Genomic DNA, 17,641 nt, shown 5'->3' with positions numbered 1-17,641 from the left:
TATTATTTACAAGGCTGACAACAATAGCTGAATAATAATTAACTGCATTTACTTAGGTGTAGCTATATCTCGCCACGAAGATTGCAGACAGGGTTTAAACGCAAACTTTTGCAATAGAAAAATAACCTAACGTAAACTTTTTATATGACCAATAATATCATTTGGACTCATCAATATATTATGCTGTCCGTTTACCAGCCAAACAGGCATGACCTAAATCCAAAGGAATGGGGGCAGCGTAACCAGCCGCAAAAAGTATCGATTAGTCGAAAATCAGGAAACGGATGCGCCAACGCGGCGAGCGTCACCGCCTGCGTCAGAAAAGTTAAGAATAATTTGTGATATTATTTCTCATATGTTACCAGTAAATGGCAGGCTGATAGCCGTTCGCTGGTAAACACAACAGGCGGGATATCGGCACCCACGCCGATATCCCGACGAGAATGACCCCGTTACGCTTTGATGACGATTAACGGTTCAATATCGCTCTCTTTTTTAATGACTAATGAATCATCGCCGCGCAGGCACGTACCGCCGTAGTTACCGCCCACGGTAAACGTACAGACCTGAATATACTTCCCGGCGACCTTCGGCAGGCACCACAACTGCTGATAGATATTTTTCTGCGTGGCGAACTTGCCGCTGGTTTTATCCAGGAGCTCTTCCTGATGGCTCACCAAATCAATATTACTACCGCAACGTCCGGCAATCGGTTTTACCGCATAGCCGGTCTGCACCAGCTCATCGTTAACGGTAAAATCCGTGTCGAGCAAATAGCGATGATGCGGGAAGAGCGACCACAGGATGGGCAGGATCGCTTTGTTACCCGGGATCACCGTCCACAGCGGTTCAAACACCAACACTTCCGGGCGCAGTAATACATCAATCAGCCGGACTTCATTTTCCGGGTGCCCGGTACGAATAGGCACTGCGGCATACTCCGTCTCGCTGACTTCGCGTATCTGCTCCATTGCCGTTTCCCACGCCCAGGTTTTCCAGACACAATTCACCAGCCGTCCGTCGCCATCGATCAACTGCCCGGCGTCATCCCAGCGCAACTCGCCCAGCCCGCGGAGAATTTTGCTCGCGAAACCGGCCTGATGCAGCGCCTGCTGCATAAACTGCGCGTGATAGTCCTCCTCGATATCATCATCCTGCATGATATGGACGAAAGGACGCGCTTTACTGTGTTTCCAGGCGCCTGCCAGCTCGTTAATTAAGCCCTCCGCCGGGTTATGCCCTTTACCGGTATAGCCCTGCTCAGCCCATTTTTCGAGAATTAATCCCGCTTCGGTATGGCATGATGCGGAATCGGCATTGTATTCATAAACTTTCAGCCCGCGTTCATCCATGCAGAAATCCATACGACCGGTGATCATATGGTGACGACGGCGCTGCCAGGAGAGACGCAGGCGCGGCCAAAGAATTTTGGGGATATCGAATAGCGCCAGCAGATTATCGTCTTTTAAAACTTTGTCCGTGGCGTGCAGGTACATCAAATGCAACTCATTGGTCGCTTTGATAAGCTCCTGTTCGGCGCTCTCGGTGATGGTAAAATACTGGTACGGGTCCTGATTGATAACGTGTCCGTTCGCCTGTACATAGGCTTTTTGTAACGGATCGCGCTCATCCAGCCACTGACCGTCAAACTGACCTTTCTCTGGCAGTCTTGCGCCGCGAATCGCCAGCGACTGATTCGCGATGTCAGGCTGTGACAAACTGTATTGCGTGTCGTCAGTCTGGATCATCCAGCCTAAAATCGTCGTGTCATCAAAGGTGTCGCGCAGGGTGTAACACCCGTTTTCTACGACCATTTCCAGTTCGCGAGTCCACTGCTGCCCTGGCGGCAATGGCGTGTGGATAACGTTTTGCTCAGCAATACGAATTTTGTTATCCAGGAGTTGGGTGATAATCGCGACGTGCCCGGTTTCGTTAAACTCGCCGCCCTTTTGCCAGATGAGCAGCGCCCCGGCCTCCGGCGCGCGCGGCGAACCGTTCGGGAAGGCCTGCAAAGGCAAAATATTGTCATTCACGACCTCGCGCAGAAAACGCAGCGAGAAGATTTCCCAGGCCATGCCGACGTCAGTAAAAACAACGCCATAATTCAGAAAGAGAAAACGGCGGGCAAATTCCACGCACTGCCATTTATGCCCCATGTATTCATCGTCGATGTAGCTACGAAAAGCTGCGTCATCGTCGTCCCACGGATCGAGGGAATTGTAATCTGAAGAGTAGATCGCTACGCCGCCGGGGGCGTAACCCAATAATGTCCCGAAGGGGGCATCCTGACTGGTGGTTCCTTTGCTCATGCACTTACCTCAAAACAAGACCGCCTGAGCAGCCTGGCGTGATTTCGCTCTGATTGTCTGCTCTGTGACACTAACCGGACAGAGGTCGACATAATCATACACCTCAATAAGGCACACTGAGGCCAGAAGGTTAAAATTTCACTCGCCGGAATGTCCCAATCGGTTAAATGTCCGACTAGCAAGCTGCTACACTGCTTCAACACCACCACTGTGAAGGCAGGTCAATATGGCAGATAATACTTATCAACCCGCAAAAGTCTGGACGTGGGATAAATCCGGCGGCGGCGCGTTCGCTAACATTAATCGCCCGGTTTCCGGCCCGACGCACGACAAAACGCTGCCCGTCGGCAAACATCCGTTACAGCTTTATTCGCTGGGGACGCCTAACGGCCAGAAAGTGACTATTATGCTGGAAGAGCTCCTGGCGCTGGGCGTGACCGGCGCCGAATATGACGCCTGGTTGATTCGCATCGGCGAGGGCGATCAGTTCTCCAGCGGCTTTGTTGACATCAATCCGAACTCAAAAATCCCGGCGCTGCGCGATAACTCACACAACCCGCCGATTCGGGTTTTTGAGTCGGGCGCAATTCTTGTTTATCTGGCGGATAAGTTTGGCCATTTCCTGCCGCAGGATCTGGCTAAGCGCACAGAAACCCTTAACTGGTTGTTCTGGCTACAGGGCGCGGCGCCGTTCCTCGGCGGCGGTTTCGGTCATTTCTATCATTATGCGCCGGTAAAAATTGAGTACGCCATTAATCGCTTCACCATGGAAGCCAAGCGTCTGTTGGACGTGCTGGATAAGCAGTTAGCTCACCACCCGTATGTCGCGGGAGAAGAGTACACTATTGCCGATATGGCCATCTGGCCGTGGTTCGGCAACGTGGTGCTGGGGAATGTCTATGATGCAGCGGAGTTTCTGGATGCCGGAAGTTATCAAAACGTACAACGCTGGGCGAAACAGGTAGCCGAACGTCCGGCGGTAAAGCGGGGGCGCATTGTCAACCGGACCAACGGCCCATTGAACGAACAGCTTCACGAACGCCATGACGCCAGCGACTTCGAAAACAATACCGAAGATAAACGTCAAAGTTAAACCATGATGCCGGATGAGGTAGTAATGTCGTCATCCGGCATGGTATTCCCTGCTGACGCTTCGCTTATCAGTTCTGCGAGTGTGTCATATTCGGCGCTTCACTAAACCCATGTTGCATGAGAATCAACCTCGCCCGTGCTGATAGTAAAAAGTCGGCAAGCGTTTTTCCCTGCTCGCTCAGGCAGGCAAAGCCATATTCAGCCACGGGATTATAAGGTTCCGGGATATCAACCACTCGCAGCGAATTAACCAGCCGTAGCCTGGGAGCATAGCTGGCATAGCCGATAAAGATATCGGTGTAATCATGATTGATGAGCCATTCCGCTGCCAGCCGGCCCGCCGGTAACGGCAAAGTCTGCCTGCCGCCAACCAGCGCTACCGCGCGTTTTCGGACCGCTTCGCCCTCCTTGCCCATCCGCGAAAAAAGCTGTTGCGTATAATCGCCGGAAGGATCGCAACCTGCTGTTGAGGTGCCGATCCGCAGATCCCGCCGGGTTAACAGCGACAGCCAGTCCTCGCCTTCACGCATCGCCTGCGCCCGCACGCTCAGACACAAACGGTTCGTCGTAAAAGGCGCGACCCGCAGTGCCCGCCCGCTTTCCAGCAGCGCCTGCGGATGCGCCAGGTTCGCCGAAGCAAAAAAGTCGCATGCTTCGCCCGCTTCGATGCGTTCACGTAACAGCCCCGCCGGACCGAAATCACATACCGCATCCGCCTGAAACGCCGTCATTAGCTGCGGCCAGACGACGCGCAAGCTCCCCGCAGCCAGTATTCGCATCACTGTACGCCCTGATAGTCAGTACGGTAAAAACGTTGATACCAGTCGTTAGCGGCCTTTTGCATATCAATATCGTGGAATTTTTCCGGATAGAGTTTTTTCGCCATCCACAGTTCGCCGATTCCCACCGCCTCCGGCATCGGATATCCCCAGGCTTTGGCATAATCCGGCATCAGGTAAACCCGATGATGCTTCACCGCGTCAATGACCTGCCACTGGGGATTGTGCAGGATCTCATTGACGACCTTTGGATAGCGATTCTGGACAAAGATCACCTGTGGATCCCAGGCAATCACCTGCTCCATTGTCACCTGCTTAAAGCCTTTCACCGTGGATGCCGCTACATTCAGCGCCCCCGCATGGGCCATCATCAGACCGGTATATTTACCGGAACCGTAGGTGGTCAGCTCCGGATTCGCCATATAAGCGCGAACCCGCTCATTTTCAGGAACCGACTGCAAACGGTCGCTGACCATCTTGCGACCTTTATCCATCGCCTCAATCAGCGCTTTCGCCTCCTGCGGTTTATTGACGATATCGCCAATCAGCGTTATTCCTTCACGCAGCCCGCGATTATAAGCCTGCTCTTCATCGGCCAGGGTCGGGTTCATTTTAGCCTGCTCGCCAGCAACATCATGGCGCAGCGAAATCGCCACCACCGGAATGCCAAGACGGCTGATCTTGTCGATCATCTCCTGCGGAGCGTAATTCGTGACAAACACCACCTGCGGGCGCAGCGCCACCAGTTTTTCAGGATCAACGTGCGTTAGATCGCCCAGCGAGACTTTTTGTGCCAGTTCCGGCGCCAGACGCGCATAGCCGTCGCCTAATTGCTGTTTCCAGTTCGCCATGACCCCAACGATTTTGTCAGTGGCATTCATCTGTACAAGGAGATTGAGCGTTTGATGCTGGAGCACCACCACTCTGTCGACGGTGTCCGGAACCGTGACCTGGCGGCCAATTTGATCGGTAAAAGTACGCGCCGCCTGTGACATTAACGGCCAGCAAAAAAGCAACGCCAGCAGAGAGAGCTGGCGCAAAAATTTATTCATAGGTTTCGCCCCACAATCGATATATAAATAATTATACAACGATTATAGAGCGATATAATAGAGGTGATTAAGGGATCACGCGCTGGTGATGTCGTACTCCATGCGGCGCAGCGCATCTAACGTGGCTTTCGCTTCGTCTTCGTCAATGATGCTCATCGCAAAACCAACGTGTACCAATACCCATTGCCCTACCAGATCGGCTGGCTTACCTTCACAAATCAGAGCAATATTGACATCACGTTTGATGCCACACACTTCCACCTGCGCAAGCTGGTGAATATCATCTCCGACGGCCAGCACCTGACCGGGGACGCCAATACACATAATTAACCACCTGAAATAAAATGCGGGTTATTCGACCTCAATACTTTTTACTTTCAACGAATCGCCGGTATCCACCCGCAGGCGATCGCCATGACAATGCGGACATTGCGCGTCATGCCTGAGAATCTCCACCACCTGACTGCAATCCCAGCACCATGCCTGGGCCGGTCTGTAGTCGATGTGCAATTCGCACCCTTGCGCTAAAGTCCCCTGGCAGGCGATGTCAAAGCTGAAACGAACCGCGCGCTCTTCAACGCACGAAAGCGCGCCTATCTCCAGCCATACGCCGGTGACGCGCGCCACGCCGTGCTGTTCTGCCTGCTGCTGAATAATTTCAACGGCGCTTTGGCAAAGAGACAGCTCATGCATTCTCACAGCTCCGACGGCCAAACAGCAACGCACGTCGACTTGTCTGCGGCGCATCAGGATTGCTTACCGGCAGGGATAACAGCATCCGCGCGCAGTCATCCGCCAGCCGGACGCCCTCTTCCGGCGACAGGCTACGGGAAAGCGGCGACATCAACGAGCAGGCAAGATATTGTGAAACGCCTTCCAGTTCGCCAACGGTAAAGGTCATCGTGCCATAAGGTAGTTGCAGCCCGAGTTTTTCACCGATGGTACGCCCGGGCCAGATCTGGTCCGGGCCAGGGAAGATTAATGCGCTTAACATCCACGGCGTAATTACCGTGCCCGTCCATTGTCCTTCAAACAACGTAAAATCAGAGGCATGCACCGGCATAGTCGGATGCAGAAACGAAAGATCGTGCATCGAACGATGGGCTATCTCTTCAAACGCCGCCTGAACCCGGGCGACGGGCGCCGTGTCGAATCCGGAAAACGTTTCAGACATGCGCCGTCTCCTTAGGAATTGCTTCGACGCCGGATTCTCGCAGCGCAGCAAGAACCTGCTCAAGCGCAGGTTCAATCATCGCCTCGACGGTTGGCGTTAAGCCGATGTGCGGTTCCAGCGACTGTGGAATAACGCCGACCAGGGTCAGTTTCTTCGGAAACTCGCCGGTAAAGCGGAGGGCCGACAATACGTCGGCCAGTCCAAGCTGATGGGGGGAGATTTTGTTGGTGAACAGCGCCGGAACTTCATCGTCGCGCAGTACCATAATGGTTCCCGGCGCGTTCTTTTTCGACACGATGGCGTCGGCAATGATCAAATGATCCCGACTCGCCATATCGCCAAGAAGTTCCATTCCCGCCGTACCACCATCCAGAATCTCAACGAAATCCGGCAGGGTGTATCGTTGCTCTAACGCTTCAACAATACGCACCCCGATGGCTTCATCGGTCAGCAAAATATTGCCGACCCCTAAGACTAATATCCGCATTACAAAACCTTCACCGAGACCACTTCATTGCCATCGGCGTCCACCACGTGTACCGCGCACGCCATGCAAGGGTCGAAGGAGTGGATGGTACGTACCACTTCCAGCGGCTTCGCCGGATCGGCGATCGGCGTACCGACCAGCGACTGTTCGTACGGCCCCACGTCATCGTTGAAGTTACGCGGACCTGAGTTCCAGGTCGATGGCACCACCGCCTGATAGTTACTGATAATGCCGTCTTTAATCACCATCCAGTGAGACAGCATACCGCGCGGCGCCTCCAGGAAGCCCACGCCTTTGAACTCGCCCGTCGCCGGAATGTTCGGCTTCACAAACGTGGTGTAATCGCCTTTGCCGATATTTACAATCAGCGCGTTGTATTGATCCTGCAATACGTTTTGCAGTTCACAACAGTGAACGGTACGCCCGATGATACGACCCAGCGTAGAGTGAAGTTGCGCCATTTCCAGCGTTTTGCCGGTCAGCTTCTGATAAAGCGCAATGATTTCATTGAGCTTGGTCTGCGTGGATTCACGACCTGCGGCCAGTTTACACAACATGTTCGCCAGCGGCCCGACTTCGACGGTTTTGCCGTAGAATGTCGGCGACTTGACCCATGAGTATTTACCGTCATCCGACCAACCGTCGTAAGCCGGAATCGTGGTGCCTTCCCACGGCGCCTGCGGCGCTTCATCTTTATACCAGGCGTGCTTCGCGCTCTCCTGAATACCTTTAATCAGGAATTCGTCGGAGTGAGAGGTGATCGGACGGTATGTCGACAGATCGGCATTGGTAATGTAACCGCCCGGGAACAGGAAACTGCCGTTTTTACCGTCGGTCGGGAATTCCGGCGCGCTCAGGTAGTTCACCGCGCCTTTGCCGCGCTCCAGCCATTCCGGATAGTAGGCCGCGATGACTGCGGTATCCACTTTATACACCTGCTCGACAAAATCGCTCAGCTTATCGATAAACGATTTGATGTACATCAGGCGTTCGAGGTTCAACGTACCGATGCTGTCGAGATTGATCGGGTTCGCCACCCCACCGACCGCCAGGTTCTGGATATGCGGCGATTTACCGCCCAGCAACGCCACCACGCGGTTAGCGTCACGCTGACATTCCAGCGCCTGCAGATAGTGGGCGACCGCAATCAGGTTGACCTCCGGCGGTAACTGCATTGCCGGGTGCCCCCAGTAGCCATTGGCGAAAATACCTAACTGACCGCTGGCGACAAGATCCTTGATCTTGTTCTGAACTTTCGTGAACTCTTGCGCGCTGTTCAGGTGCCAGCTCGACACGCCATCCAGCATCGCAGAAGCTTTTTCCGGATCGGCTTTCAGCGCAGAGGTAATGTCCACCCAGTCCAGCGCAGAGAGCTGGTAGAAATGGACAATGTGGTCATGGGTGGTATGCGCCGCCAGAATAATATTACGGATATACTGCGCGTTGACGGGAACATCAATATTCAGCGCGCTTTCCGCCGCACGAACGGAGGAGATCGCGTGAGTTGTCGTACAAACGCCGCAAATACGTTGCACAATCATCCACGCATCGCGCGGATCGCGGTTCTTCACGATCTCTTCCATACCGCGCCACATGGTGCCGGACGCCCATGCTTTGGATACGACGCCGTTCTCAATTTCGCAGTCAATGCGTAAATGACCCTCAATACGGGTTACCGGATCAATAGTAATTCTCTGGCTCATGCTTTGCTCGCCTCATGACGATTATGATCGTTTTGTTTTAAAGGAGGAAGTATCGGCAGTAGACGAATGAGTACGATGTATGCACAAATCTCAATGGCCACAAAACCAATAGAAATCAACAATTCTTCCCAGGTTGGGAAGTAGTGGTAGCCGCCACCCGGGTTGAATGCCACCAGCGAATAGGTCAGACGCCACGTCGCGCAGCCCAACAGCGCGCTCAGCGCCGACAGGTACAGCATACGAGAGTCATTACGCAGTTTCGCCACACGCAGCACCACTAACGGGAAGACCATCAGGACGACTTCAATCCAGAACATAGCGGAGTAAAAATCGCCGGCAAACGCATAGGACAGCTTGTCGCGATAAATCAGTTCGCCAAAGCGCAGGACGACGAAAATCGCCAGCAGCACGCTGATGGTATTCGTCAGCTTAACAAACAAATTTTTCTCATCCGGACCGTTTCCTTTCAGGCCTGCCTGAACCAGCGAACCCTCAAATATGACAATGGAGAAGCCCATGATAAACGCGGTCAGAACCGAGAACAGCGGCAGCATTTCATAGCTTTGCCATAGCGGATGCACTTTATAGCCCGCCGAGATCATCAATGACCCCATTGAGGACTGGTGCATCGTCGGCAGCAGCGCGCCCAGCGCGATAATAAAGAACATCACCTTATTCAGACGCTTGAGCGACACTTTCCAGCCCAGACGTTCAAACAGGGCAGGCGCAAACTCCAGCGCCATCACGCCGATGTAGATGGTCATACAGACCGCCGTCTCAAACAGTACCGAGTTCACGTTGAAGTGACCTGGAATGTAGAAGTACGGCAGGTTCCAGTAACGACCGACGTCGATAGTGATCGACAGGCCGCCCAGCGAGTAACCAAACAAGCTTGCCAGCAACGCCGGGCGCACCAACGGATGGTATTGCCCACGGTTAAAGACATACACCGCCCATGCCAACGCCCAACCGCCGCAGGCAAAGCCGGTGCCGATCAACAGGTCAAAGGCAATCCAGACGCCCCACGGGAAACCGCCGTTCAGGTCGGAAACGGAGCCCAACCCGAAGACCAGACGCTTCACGATAAGGAGCATACACAGGACGATTAACGGTCCAAAAATAATGACCGGTTTACTGATGATTTTTCCGCCCAGCGGTTTTGGATCATGACTCATGATCGTCTCCTCCATCGTGATGGTCGTTTTTGCTATTACGACGAACCAGCACGGTTAAGCCCGCCAGCGCAGCCAGGGGTAGTATCATACCTTTATAAAGCGTGTGTTGAACATGCTCGGAGCGCGCTCCGGTTGAAAGGTCATCCAGCTTCGGCAGATCCAAATCTTCATAAGGAACGCCTGTCAGCACCAGCACCTGAGTACCACCGCCCTCTTTTTCACCGTAGAGGTGTGGGTAGTATTTAGGCACCGTATGCAGATAGGTGTCGTCCGTTTTCAACGTCTGGCGCGGATAGTGATATTCACTGCCTGGTTTGAGGGCCAGACGTTTTTTCGCTTCCGCCATCAGCTCTTCACGAGTACCGAAAATGACGGCCCCTGCCGGACAAACTTCCACGCACCCAGGCAAACCGCCTTTATCCAGACGCTCAACGCCTTTCTGGTTACACAACTCACACTTGTGAAGCGCGCCAAACGGGTTGTTGTAGTCGTACTTAGGTACGTTGTACGGGCAGGCGACCATACAGTAACGGCAGCCGGTGCAGACATCTTTGTCATAGTGGACGATGCCGGTTTTCGGATCTTTTTTCAGCGCCGACACCGGGCAAACGGAAACGCAGTTAGGATCGACGCAGTGCATACACTGTTTCTTGATGTAGGCATAGCCGTTCTCTTCCTGATCTTTGTTCACGCCCGTGCCGCTACGCCATACCTGGATAATGTTATTGGTATACGGCGACAGCTTGTCGTTGTTCGACCAGGTCTGCTCCCCTTCCGGGTTACGCGCCGGGAAGTTGATATCCTGACACTTTGTGACGCAGGCCTGACAGCCCACGCACAGAGTGGAGTCATACAGCATGCCCAGCGAACCTGGAATCGGCGGACGGTTTTCTGCAGCCGCATGGCTGACAGACGGCGCGGCGCCCAACAGCAATGCTCCACCGGAGGCTGCTTTAATAAAGTCACGTCTGTTCACGGTTATTCTCCCCGTGAGTCAGCGTTATCTTTCTTTTGCTGACGCCCCAGTTCACGTACCGCCATCACGCTGACGCCGGCAACCAGACCGACTACGCCGCCAAGCAGACCGACAGCGCCCGCAGAGATATTGCCGCCTTCTTTCATATTGACGTCAGGTTTCTCTGAACGCGGAGTTTGGTTTTCGACATGAGCAAGCTGGTGAATGCCCTTATGGAAGCCGATACCTTCTTCGTTACAGCCATAGCAAGGATGACCGATCGCCACTGGCCAGACACCGCCAACGTCACAGAACTGTAACGTAGAACAGTTGCCCCAGGTTTCCGGCCCTTTACAGCCAAGATGGTAGAGACACCAGCCCTGACGGTGGCCTTCGTCGCCAAATTCTTTGGCAAAACGGCCTGCGTCGAAGTGTGGACGACGTTCGCAATGCTCATGAATCAGACGGCCATAGGCAAAGGTTGGACGATTTTTCGCATCCAGCTTCGGCGGCGTGCCGTAAGTGATGATATGCGCGACGGTCGCCAGGAAGTTATGCGGGTTTGGCGGACAACCTGGAATATTGATAACCGTTTTGCCCGGTAAGACTTCCTGCAGACTGACAGCGCCGGTTGGGTTTACGCCAGCCGCAGCAACGCCGCCCCATGCCGAGCAGGAACCGATAGCGATAATCGCGGCTGCGCCGTCGGCGGCTTTGCGGATGTGATCCACAATCGGCTCGCCGGCAACCATGCAGTAGATACCGTTATCTTTTAGTGGGATAGAACCATCCACCACCAGAACATATTGCCCTTTATACTTCTCCAGAGCGTTATGTTTGTTTTCTTCGACCTGGTGACCGAATGCGGCGGAAAGCACCTCGTGGTATTCCAGAGAGATGGTCTCCAGAACGAGGTTTTCAACGGTTGGGTGTGTAGCACGAAGCAGTGATTCGGTACAACCGGTACACTCCTGAGCGCCAATCCAGATAACGGGCGGACGCTGTGGATTGGATACCGATTCTGCCATTTCTGCGGCGGCTTTGCTACTGAGCCCCATAGTAGCGGCCAGTGCTGCACAAAGCTTCATGAAATCACGACGGTTAATGCCGTGAGAAGTGATGAGAGTATTATCTCCAGTCATTTTATAGTTATTCCGTTACGAAGACCTGGCTTTTATTTTGCACTGTTCGCGAAGAAGTTATTGCGATCGGTACGCCATTTACCACACTTTTTTTATGGTTATGTGCGCCATAATACTTCGACGGAACAGTAAAACGAAGGGAAGAGGCGATAGTGTAATTAATTAAAGCAAGATAATACCCCTGTTGGATCAACCTTCGAGTCGATAACCGGCCATAAAGAAGCGAACCGCCATCCCGGAATGATTCTCTTTAAAGAAATCCATCACCATTTCTTTATCCAGACCATAGCGACGCGTCAGAATTCCGGCCTCCCACGCGCTAAGTTGACGATCGCCGGTCTTTTCGAACATACGGTGTGTAAAACCCAATACAAAGCCACGTTTATACTCAGAACAGAAATTCACCGCATGATGCGCGCTATATGCATATGGCGCGTGCAACCCAGCCATTAACCCTTTCCCAAAATGATTATTCATCTGACCTCCTTAGTCGCTATATAATAAATTATATAGCGACTGATTAAATGAAGGCCAGCGCATTACGCACTTTTTTGCTTCACATCAGAAGGAAACCCATTCATCAGTAGACTGTGCGGGAGCCGACGCCATTCTCTGAACGCCAGGCGCCGCTTTCGCCGTTACGCGTTGTTGCGGCTCACTAGCGGAAAGCCGGAACTGCTGTACGGAGCGTTGCAAATCCTCCGTCTGCCGTTCCAGCGCCGCCGCCGCCGCGGAAACCTGCTCAACCAGCGCGGCGTTTTGTTGCGTAACGCTATCCATTTGCGTGATCGCCACACCAACCTGAGAAATACCTTTACTCTGTTCTTCGGAGGCGGACGCGATCTGTTTCATAATCGTCGTCACTTCCGTGACGCCGCGCAGGATGGCGTCCATCGTCGCGCCGGTCTCCTGGACCAACTGCGCGCCCTGCGCTACGCGACGTACCGATTCGCCAATTAAGGCTTCAATTTCTTTCGCCGCCCCCGCGCTGCGGCTGGCCAGGTTACGTACCTCACCGGCGACCACCGCGAAGCCGCGTCCCTGCTCGCCCGCTCTGGCCGCTTCTACCGCTGCGTTCAAGGCCAGAATATTGGTCTGGAAAGCAATACTATTAATTACGGTAGTAATTTCCGCGATCTGCTGCGAACTGGCGGAAATACCGTTCATTGTTTCTACCACATCGGAAACCAGTTCACCGCCTTTTCCTGCCGTTAGCGAGGCGGCATCCGCAAGCTGACTCGCCTGGCGAGCGTGTTCGGCGTTCATCTTCACCGTTGCGGTAAGCTGTTCCATGCTGGCGGCAGTTTCTTCCAGCGCGGCGGCCTGTTCTTCCGTTCGGGAAGAGAGATCGTTATTACCGGTAGAAATTTCCGTCGCGCCGCGCCAGATATTGTCGCTTCCGGCGCGGATCGTACTGACGGCTTCGCGTAAACTGTCCTGCATCGCGCGCAGTAGCGGCACCAACCGGCCTACGCAGTTACGCCCCAACGCTTCAATCGGCTGGCTAAGATCGCCTTGCGCGATGCGCTGAAATTGTTGACGGATGCGCTCCAGCGGTTTCACCATCATTGCAACCAGATAGCGATCGGTAAAAATCAGGATGGCAATGCCCAGAATCACCGCCGTGATAAGCAGGATGCGGATGGTATAGGTTTTACCATCGACCATCACGCGGGTGTTATCCAGCATGGCGCCAGCTTCATGACTAAACCGCTCCGCGCTGGCGCCGAACGCGCGACTGAGTGCGGGCGTGACCGTACTGGCATGTTCGCTCCAGGCGGTTAGCGATCCTTGCTGCGCCAGTTGCATTTGAGGAACGACGCCTTTCTCCAGCAAGGCCTGCCAGTTGGACAACACCTCCCTTGAGATATCAGGGTTCATCGGCCCTGGCGATAGCGCTTTCATCTCCTCCAGCTTCTGACGCATATTCTCGAGCGACTGCCGGGCAGGCGCAAAATCGGGCGTGCCGCCGCCGATTTTTACATCCATCGCGCGGCTAAGGCGGGTAACAAAGCGGAAATATTGATCGTTACCCTGGCTTAGCACCGTCATTTGCCGCACAAGATGCCGGTCAATATCATTTCCTTCCGAAACTTCGGATAAAGCATGGACGCTGTATAACCCCACCCCCGACCAGAGTAGACAAAAAAGTCCCAGTATCGTCAGCATGACCATACGAATAGTAAAGTTTTGCAGCAAACGCATATGAATTTCCTTGCTGAATATAAGAGATTAGTCATCAGACGATGACGCACTCTCGTTATCGGCAAGGCGCGGAGAATATATAATGCATTCTCCATTTTTTTACAGTTATCGCCGTTTACGTACCCGCAGATGTTATATATCTGTGAACGCAGAGAAAATCTTTCAGTGTTATTACTGAGTAAATGAATAGATGTAGTAAAAATATTGCGTAAGGCTGCAGGGAGACGGTTATCCGCCGTTAAAGAAGCGCTGTTTTACAGCCGGGCTCAGCGTCCTTTGCCCGACTGCCCCGCCGTGGACGGCGGCTCAATGGTTATGTCGCGTCAATCTGTCCAGATAGCCCATCACGAACGCCGACAGGACAAAGGTCAGATGGATGATGACATACCACATTAATTTGTTATCCGGGACGTTTTTCGCATCCATAAACACGCGTAACAGGTGAATGGAAGAGATAGCGACTATCGATGCCGCCACCTTATTTTTTAGCGACGTCGCATCCATTTTCCCCAGCCAGTTCAGCTTCTCCTTGCCCGCAGAGATATCCAGCTGAGAGACAAAGTTTTCATACCCGGAGAACATGACCATTACCAGCAATCCACCAACCAGCGTCATATCAACCAGCGATAACAGCACCAGGATCAGATCGGCCTCCGCCAGGGCAAAAACGTTCGGCAGAACGTGTAGAATTTCCTGGAAAAATTTTAGCGCTAAAGCGATCAGCGCCAAAGAGAGGCCAAAATACACCGGCGCGAGCAGCCAGCGAGACGCATACATTACATTTTCAAGAAAGCGTTCCATAGGGACCTGTCAGGTAACTAAAACCAGCAACAGTATATCTCAACCATGCAACATCAGATCAACATGCAGTTAAGAGCCTATCCCACCAGGCGTTATTGGCGCAGCCAGTTTGGACACGGACAGCGCGCAAAAACCGGAGCGTACACGTAGTACGTGAGGTTTGACTCGCTACGCTCGCCCTTCGGGCCGCCGCAAGCGGCGTTCAAAACGCTAACGCGTTTTGGCGAGCACTGCCCAGGTCCAAAATGGCAAGTAAAATAGCCCTAATGGGATAGGCTCTAAATCTCATCCGGTTTAACCTGTGGTCGCTGATATTCCGGCCATACCAGCGCGACCAACGCCGGGTAGGCTTCAAGACTGAACTCACGAAAACACTGGCGTAAATTAAGGACGTCCAAATCCGAATACGGCACCTTTTCTCCGTTCAGACAACGCTTCTTTATATTGTCGTAATACTTATAAACGGCAGAGTTAAGGTCGCTGCAACGACGCTGTGCGTCAAATAATCCAGGCGTTTCATTCAACTCAGTCATTGTCATTCGTTTTATCGTTGCATGAAGGAAATCGATATATTCATGGTTAACGCGCCAGTACCATACCGGCGTTATCGAATTCATTAATACTGAGAAATGATCTTCGCCCTCTTCCTTTGTCATGGGTTCAGTTTGATTTAAATTTACGGTTTTTCCACCAGGACGTTTTTTATTAACCTCCCACATCAGGAAGAGTATCGCGCCGGTCAGTAATAGCAATATAATAACAGAATAAAAAATACTGTTCATAGCAGGCTCCATTTTTTTTGATTTTAAAATTACAGCATGTTATTGTCAACGAAACCTACACTATTAAAAATAGTATGCCACTGATCGTAAAGGATATTTAGTCATGCTTCCTGAGCATCTGGTTTCCTCTCATTTTCGCCTGTCATCGCCGCCCCCTGAAGCCACAGAAAACAGTAAAAATTTGCCTCAGGGAAAGACAAAACTCAGCGATTACGAGCCCGATATTTTAATTTGCGCTAACGCAACCGGGCAACACAGAAACGTATTATTTGAAGAACGCGACCGTCATATTAAAGAACGTCTGTATTGTGTGGCTAAAATTGAAACGTTTGCCCGCCTGATAAACGCATTACAGGCAGAAGGCGATATTGATGCCCAAACGCTAAGTAAAATACTGGCGGATAAAACCGCAATGATAAATGAAAAAGGTAATGCCATTTGGCTTAATTTAATCACTCGCGAAACCAATATGCCGCTATTTTATTCACTGGAAGATAAAGATGAAAGAAGTTGAAGACAATAACGTTTATTTGGCTTTAGACAACCATAAAAGTGATGAATTTATCTTAAAGCAAAATCTTGCAGCGCTAATCGCCAGTAAAAATGCCACCCTGGAAAAGGTAACGCAGGAAGTGGTATCCATACCGGCGGCGTTAGTGCGCCTGAAGTGGCAAAACCGACGAGAGATGTATGCGTTACAGGTCAAAGAGGAGATTTATGGCGCGACCATCAATGCTATTATCGAGCAGCATCCTGAATTACGAGACAAAATTATGTCTCATCTTGAAAGTGACTGGCAGCATCTGCTGGCTCGCGAGACGGCAACCTTACGTCTGACGCGTAAGCTTTCCGATGGCGACTACCGGACGCGCAACGTCACCACCGTCGCACGGCAAGAAAAATAACCTTCATGGCTAGTTAACTCTGTTGTGAATACGGGCGAAGCATAAGGATCGTTCTGATTCTCCCTCTTACGGTAGTAAAAGTGTCTACGCTTAAAGGGTGTTCAACCTGAAGGGAGAAGCTCAATGTCTCATCTATACGACCCTACCACGCAGTATTACACCGGCGAGTATCCTAAGCAAAAACAGCCGGCGCCCGGCGTCCAGGCGAAAATGACGCCTGTTCCTGACTGTGGTGAAAAAAGTTATGTCGGCAGTGGTCGCCTTAAAGATCGTAAGGCGCTGGTGACAGGGGGCGACTCCGGGATTGGGCGCGCTGCCGCTATCGCTTACGCGCGTGAAGGCGCAGATGTCGCGATCAACTATTTGCCAGCGGAAGAAGAGGACGCCCAGCAGGTTAAAGCGCTGATCGAGGAGTGCGGCCGTAAAGCGGTGTTATTGCCAGGCGATCTTAGCGACGAATCCTTCGCACGTTCGCTGGTCCATAAGGCGCGTGAAGCGCTGGGCGGGCTGGACATTCTGGCGCTGGTAGCCGGTAAACAGACGGCAATCCCGGAGATAAAAGATCTGACCAGCGAGCAATTTCAGCAAACCTTCGCCGTTAACGTTTTTGCTCTGTTCTGGATAACCCAGGAAGCGATTCCGCTGCTGCCAAAAGGCGCCAGTATTATCACAACGTCGTCTATCCAGGCGTATCAGCCCAGTCCGCACCTGCTGGATTATGCGGCAACCAAGGCGGCAATCCTCAATTACAGCCGTGGCCTGGCGAAACAGGTGGCGGAAAAAGGAATTCGTGTGAATATTGTCGCGCCTGGCCCTATCTGGACAGCGCTGCAAATTTCCGGCGGTCAAACCCAGGATAAAATTCCGCAGTTTGGTCAGCAGACGCCAATGAAGCGGGCCGGCCAACCGGCAGAGCTGGCGCCGGTGTATGTCTATCTGGCAAGCCAGGAATCCAGTTACGTTACCGCAGAAGTGCACGGCGTGTGCGGCGGGGAGCATTTAGGCTAACGCATGAAGTCGATTACGATGGCGCAATTCTGTTAAGCAAGGCGCCATCTTAGGCAATAAAAAAAGCCGGGT

Annotated in this window: 19 protein-coding genes; 4 read left to right on the top strand and 15 right to left on the bottom strand. The window is 52.6% G+C overall.

The features are described from left to right. Positions 1–452 precede the first annotated feature (452 nt). Positions 453–2,309, bottom strand: coding sequence for a bifunctional glutathionylspermidine amidase/synthase (gene gss, locus HU143_RS03895; RefSeq protein WP_000033690.1), 1,857 nt, complete (start codon positions 2,307–2,309; stop codon positions 453–455). A gap of 226 nt (positions 2,310–2,535) precedes the next feature. On the opposite strand from gss, the gene yghU reads away from it, so the two are divergent. After that, positions 2,536–3,402, top strand: coding sequence for a glutathione-dependent disulfide-bond oxidoreductase (gene yghU / locus HU143_RS03890; RefSeq protein WP_000774853.1), 867 nt, complete (start codon positions 2,536–2,538; stop codon positions 3,400–3,402). 67 nt (positions 3,403–3,469) lie between these two features. Here the strand turns inward: yghU and HU143_RS03885 are convergent, their stop codons facing one another. The 14 genes from HU143_RS03885 to HU143_RS03820 all read right to left on the bottom strand — a co-directional run bounded on the left by HU143_RS03885 (position 3,470) and on the right by HU143_RS03820 (position 15,656). Further along, positions 3,470–4,180, bottom strand: a complete 711-nt coding sequence (locus tag HU143_RS03885) for a molybdate ABC transporter substrate-binding protein (protein ID WP_001582361.1) — start codon at positions 4,178–4,180, stop codon at positions 3,470–3,472. Further along, complete coding sequence (locus HU143_RS03880; RefSeq protein ID WP_001032010.1) at positions 4,180–5,232, bottom strand: ABC transporter substrate-binding protein; 1,053 nt, start codon at positions 5,230–5,232, stop codon at positions 4,180–4,182. The genes HU143_RS03885 and HU143_RS03880 overlap by 1 nt, the downstream gene beginning before the upstream one ends. Positions 5,233–5,307: 75 nt before the next feature. After that, a complete protein-coding gene (gene hybG, locus HU143_RS03875; protein ID WP_000334889.1) occupies positions 5,308–5,556 on the bottom strand; it encodes a hydrogenase maturation factor HybG in 249 nt (82 codons plus the stop codon). A gap of 27 nt (positions 5,557–5,583) precedes the next feature. After that, entirely contained in the window at positions 5,584–5,925 is a 342-nt protein-coding gene (hypA, locus tag HU143_RS03870) for a hydrogenase maturation nickel metallochaperone HypA (RefSeq protein WP_000544945.1), read from the bottom strand. Next, on the bottom strand, positions 5,918–6,406 hold the full coding sequence (gene hybE / locus HU143_RS03865; RefSeq protein ID WP_023226560.1) for a hydrogenase-2 assembly chaperone: 489 nt from the start codon (positions 6,404–6,406) through the stop codon (positions 5,918–5,920). Before hybE ends, hypA begins: the two co-directional genes overlap by 8 nt. Next, positions 6,399–6,893 (bottom strand): HyaD/HybD family hydrogenase maturation endopeptidase, encoded by a 495-nt coding sequence (locus HU143_RS03860; RefSeq protein WP_001221962.1) that lies wholly within the window; start codon positions 6,891–6,893, stop codon positions 6,399–6,401. Before HU143_RS03860 ends, hybE begins: the two co-directional genes overlap by 8 nt. Next, the gene (hybC, locus tag HU143_RS03855) at positions 6,893–8,596 is read right to left on the bottom strand and encodes a hydrogenase 2 large subunit (RefSeq protein ID WP_000083045.1); all 1,704 of its coding nucleotides are present in this window, start codon (positions 8,594–8,596) and stop codon (positions 6,893–6,895) included. The genes HU143_RS03860 and hybC overlap by 1 nt, the downstream gene beginning before the upstream one ends. After that, entirely contained in the window at positions 8,593–9,771 is a 1,179-nt protein-coding gene (gene hybB, locus HU143_RS03850; protein WP_000017678.1) for a Ni/Fe-hydrogenase cytochrome b subunit, read from the bottom strand. The genes hybC and hybB overlap by 4 nt, the downstream gene beginning before the upstream one ends. Then, entirely contained in the window at positions 9,761–10,747 is a 987-nt protein-coding gene (gene hybA / locus HU143_RS03845; RefSeq protein WP_001081721.1) for a hydrogenase 2 operon protein HybA, read from the bottom strand. Before hybA ends, hybB begins: the two co-directional genes overlap by 11 nt. A gap of 2 nt (positions 10,748–10,749) precedes the next feature. Continuing rightward, on the bottom strand, positions 10,750–11,868 hold the full coding sequence (gene hybO, locus HU143_RS03840) for a hydrogenase 2 small subunit (protein ID WP_000145429.1): 1,119 nt from the start codon (positions 11,866–11,868) through the stop codon (positions 10,750–10,752). A 189-nt stretch (positions 11,869–12,057) separates the two neighbouring features. Next, positions 12,058–12,345 (bottom strand): DUF2623 family protein, encoded by a 288-nt coding sequence (locus HU143_RS03835; RefSeq protein ID WP_001059119.1) that lies wholly within the window; start codon positions 12,343–12,345, stop codon positions 12,058–12,060. 84 nt (positions 12,346–12,429) lie between these two features. Further along, entirely contained in the window at positions 12,430–14,073 is a 1,644-nt protein-coding gene (locus tag HU143_RS03830) for a methyl-accepting chemotaxis protein (RefSeq protein WP_001238434.1), read from the bottom strand. Positions 14,074–14,379: 306 nt separating this feature from the next. Beyond that, positions 14,380–14,874, bottom strand: coding sequence for a TIGR00645 family protein (locus HU143_RS03825; protein ID WP_000439335.1), 495 nt, complete (start codon positions 14,872–14,874; stop codon positions 14,380–14,382). 278 nt (positions 14,875–15,152) lie between these two features. Continuing rightward, on the bottom strand, positions 15,153–15,656 hold the full coding sequence (locus HU143_RS03820; RefSeq protein ID WP_001532618.1) for an ESA_00282 family adhesion-associated protein: 504 nt from the start codon (positions 15,654–15,656) through the stop codon (positions 15,153–15,155). Between the two features lie 103 nt (positions 15,657–15,759). Between HU143_RS03820 and HU143_RS03815 the strand changes: the two genes are divergently transcribed. The 3 genes from HU143_RS03815 to HU143_RS03805 all read left to right on the top strand — a co-directional run bounded on the left by HU143_RS03815 (position 15,760) and on the right by HU143_RS03805 (position 17,569). Then, positions 15,760–16,170, top strand: coding sequence for a hypothetical protein (locus tag HU143_RS03815; RefSeq protein WP_000936449.1), 411 nt, complete (start codon positions 15,760–15,762; stop codon positions 16,168–16,170). After that, the gene (locus HU143_RS03810) at positions 16,157–16,561 is read left to right on the top strand and encodes a hypothetical protein (RefSeq protein ID WP_000665654.1); all 405 of its coding nucleotides are present in this window, start codon (positions 16,157–16,159) and stop codon (positions 16,559–16,561) included. The genes HU143_RS03815 and HU143_RS03810 overlap by 14 nt, the downstream gene beginning before the upstream one ends. Positions 16,562–16,684: 123 nt before the next feature. Then, entirely contained in the window at positions 16,685–17,569 is an 885-nt protein-coding gene (locus tag HU143_RS03805; protein WP_000019032.1) for an SDR family oxidoreductase, read from the top strand. The last annotated feature ends 72 nt before the right edge of the window (positions 17,570–17,641 follow it).

The organism is Salmonella sp. SJTUF14076, from assembly GCF_015534835.1.
Classification (GTDB): Bacteria; Pseudomonadota; Gammaproteobacteria; order Enterobacterales; family Enterobacteriaceae; genus Salmonella; species Salmonella enterica.
The sequence above is the reverse complement of the archived record's forward strand: the minus strand, read 5'-3'. Positions and strand labels throughout refer to the sequence as shown.

Excerpts from the sequence above, each read along its gene's own strand:
- gss (WP_000033690.1), bottom strand. The coding sequence starts at position 2,309 with ATGAGCAAAGGAACCACCAGTCAGGATGCCCCCTTCGGGACATTATTG.
- HU143_RS03880 (WP_001032010.1), bottom strand. The coding sequence starts at position 5,232 with ATGAATAAATTTTTGCGCCAGCTCTCTCTGCTGGCGTTGCTTTTTTGC.
- HU143_RS03860 (WP_001221962.1), bottom strand. The coding sequence starts at position 6,893 with ATGCGGATATTAGTCTTAGGGGTCGGCAATATTTTGCTGACCGATGAA.
- HU143_RS03805 (WP_000019032.1), top strand. The coding sequence starts at position 16,685 with ATGTCTCATCTATACGACCCTACCACGCAGTATTACACCGGCGAGTAT.
- HU143_RS03815 (WP_000936449.1), top strand. The coding sequence starts at position 15,760 with ATGCTTCCTGAGCATCTGGTTTCCTCTCATTTTCGCCTGTCATCGCCG.
- hypA (WP_000544945.1), bottom strand. The coding sequence starts at position 5,925 with ATGCATGAGCTGTCTCTTTGCCAAAGCGCCGTTGAAATTATTCAGCAG.
- hybG (WP_000334889.1), bottom strand. The coding sequence starts at position 5,556 with ATGTGTATTGGCGTCCCCGGTCAGGTGCTGGCCGTCGGAGATGATATT.
- yghU (WP_000774853.1), top strand. The coding sequence starts at position 2,536 with ATGGCAGATAATACTTATCAACCCGCAAAAGTCTGGACGTGGGATAAA.
- HU143_RS03830 (WP_001238434.1), bottom strand. The coding sequence starts at position 14,073 with ATGCGTTTGCTGCAAAACTTTACTATTCGTATGGTCATGCTGACGATA.
- HU143_RS03820 (WP_001532618.1), bottom strand. The coding sequence starts at position 15,656 with ATGAACAGTATTTTTTATTCTGTTATTATATTGCTATTACTGACCGGC.
- HU143_RS03885 (WP_001582361.1), bottom strand. The coding sequence starts at position 4,180 with ATGCGAATACTGGCTGCGGGGAGCTTGCGCGTCGTCTGGCCGCAGCTA.
- HU143_RS03835 (WP_001059119.1), bottom strand. The coding sequence starts at position 12,345 with ATGAATAATCATTTTGGGAAAGGGTTAATGGCTGGGTTGCACGCGCCA.
- HU143_RS03825 (WP_000439335.1), bottom strand. The coding sequence starts at position 14,874 with ATGGAACGCTTTCTTGAAAATGTAATGTATGCGTCTCGCTGGCTGCTC.
- hybE (WP_023226560.1), bottom strand. The coding sequence starts at position 6,406 with ATGTCTGAAACGTTTTCCGGATTCGACACGGCGCCCGTCGCCCGGGTT.
- HU143_RS03810 (WP_000665654.1), top strand. The coding sequence starts at position 16,157 with ATGAAAGAAGTTGAAGACAATAACGTTTATTTGGCTTTAGACAACCAT.
- hybO (WP_000145429.1), bottom strand. The coding sequence starts at position 11,868 with ATGACTGGAGATAATACTCTCATCACTTCTCACGGCATTAACCGTCGT.
- hybC (WP_000083045.1), bottom strand. The coding sequence starts at position 8,596 with ATGAGCCAGAGAATTACTATTGATCCGGTAACCCGTATTGAGGGTCAT.
- hybB (WP_000017678.1), bottom strand. The coding sequence starts at position 9,771 with ATGAGTCATGATCCAAAACCGCTGGGCGGAAAAATCATCAGTAAACCG.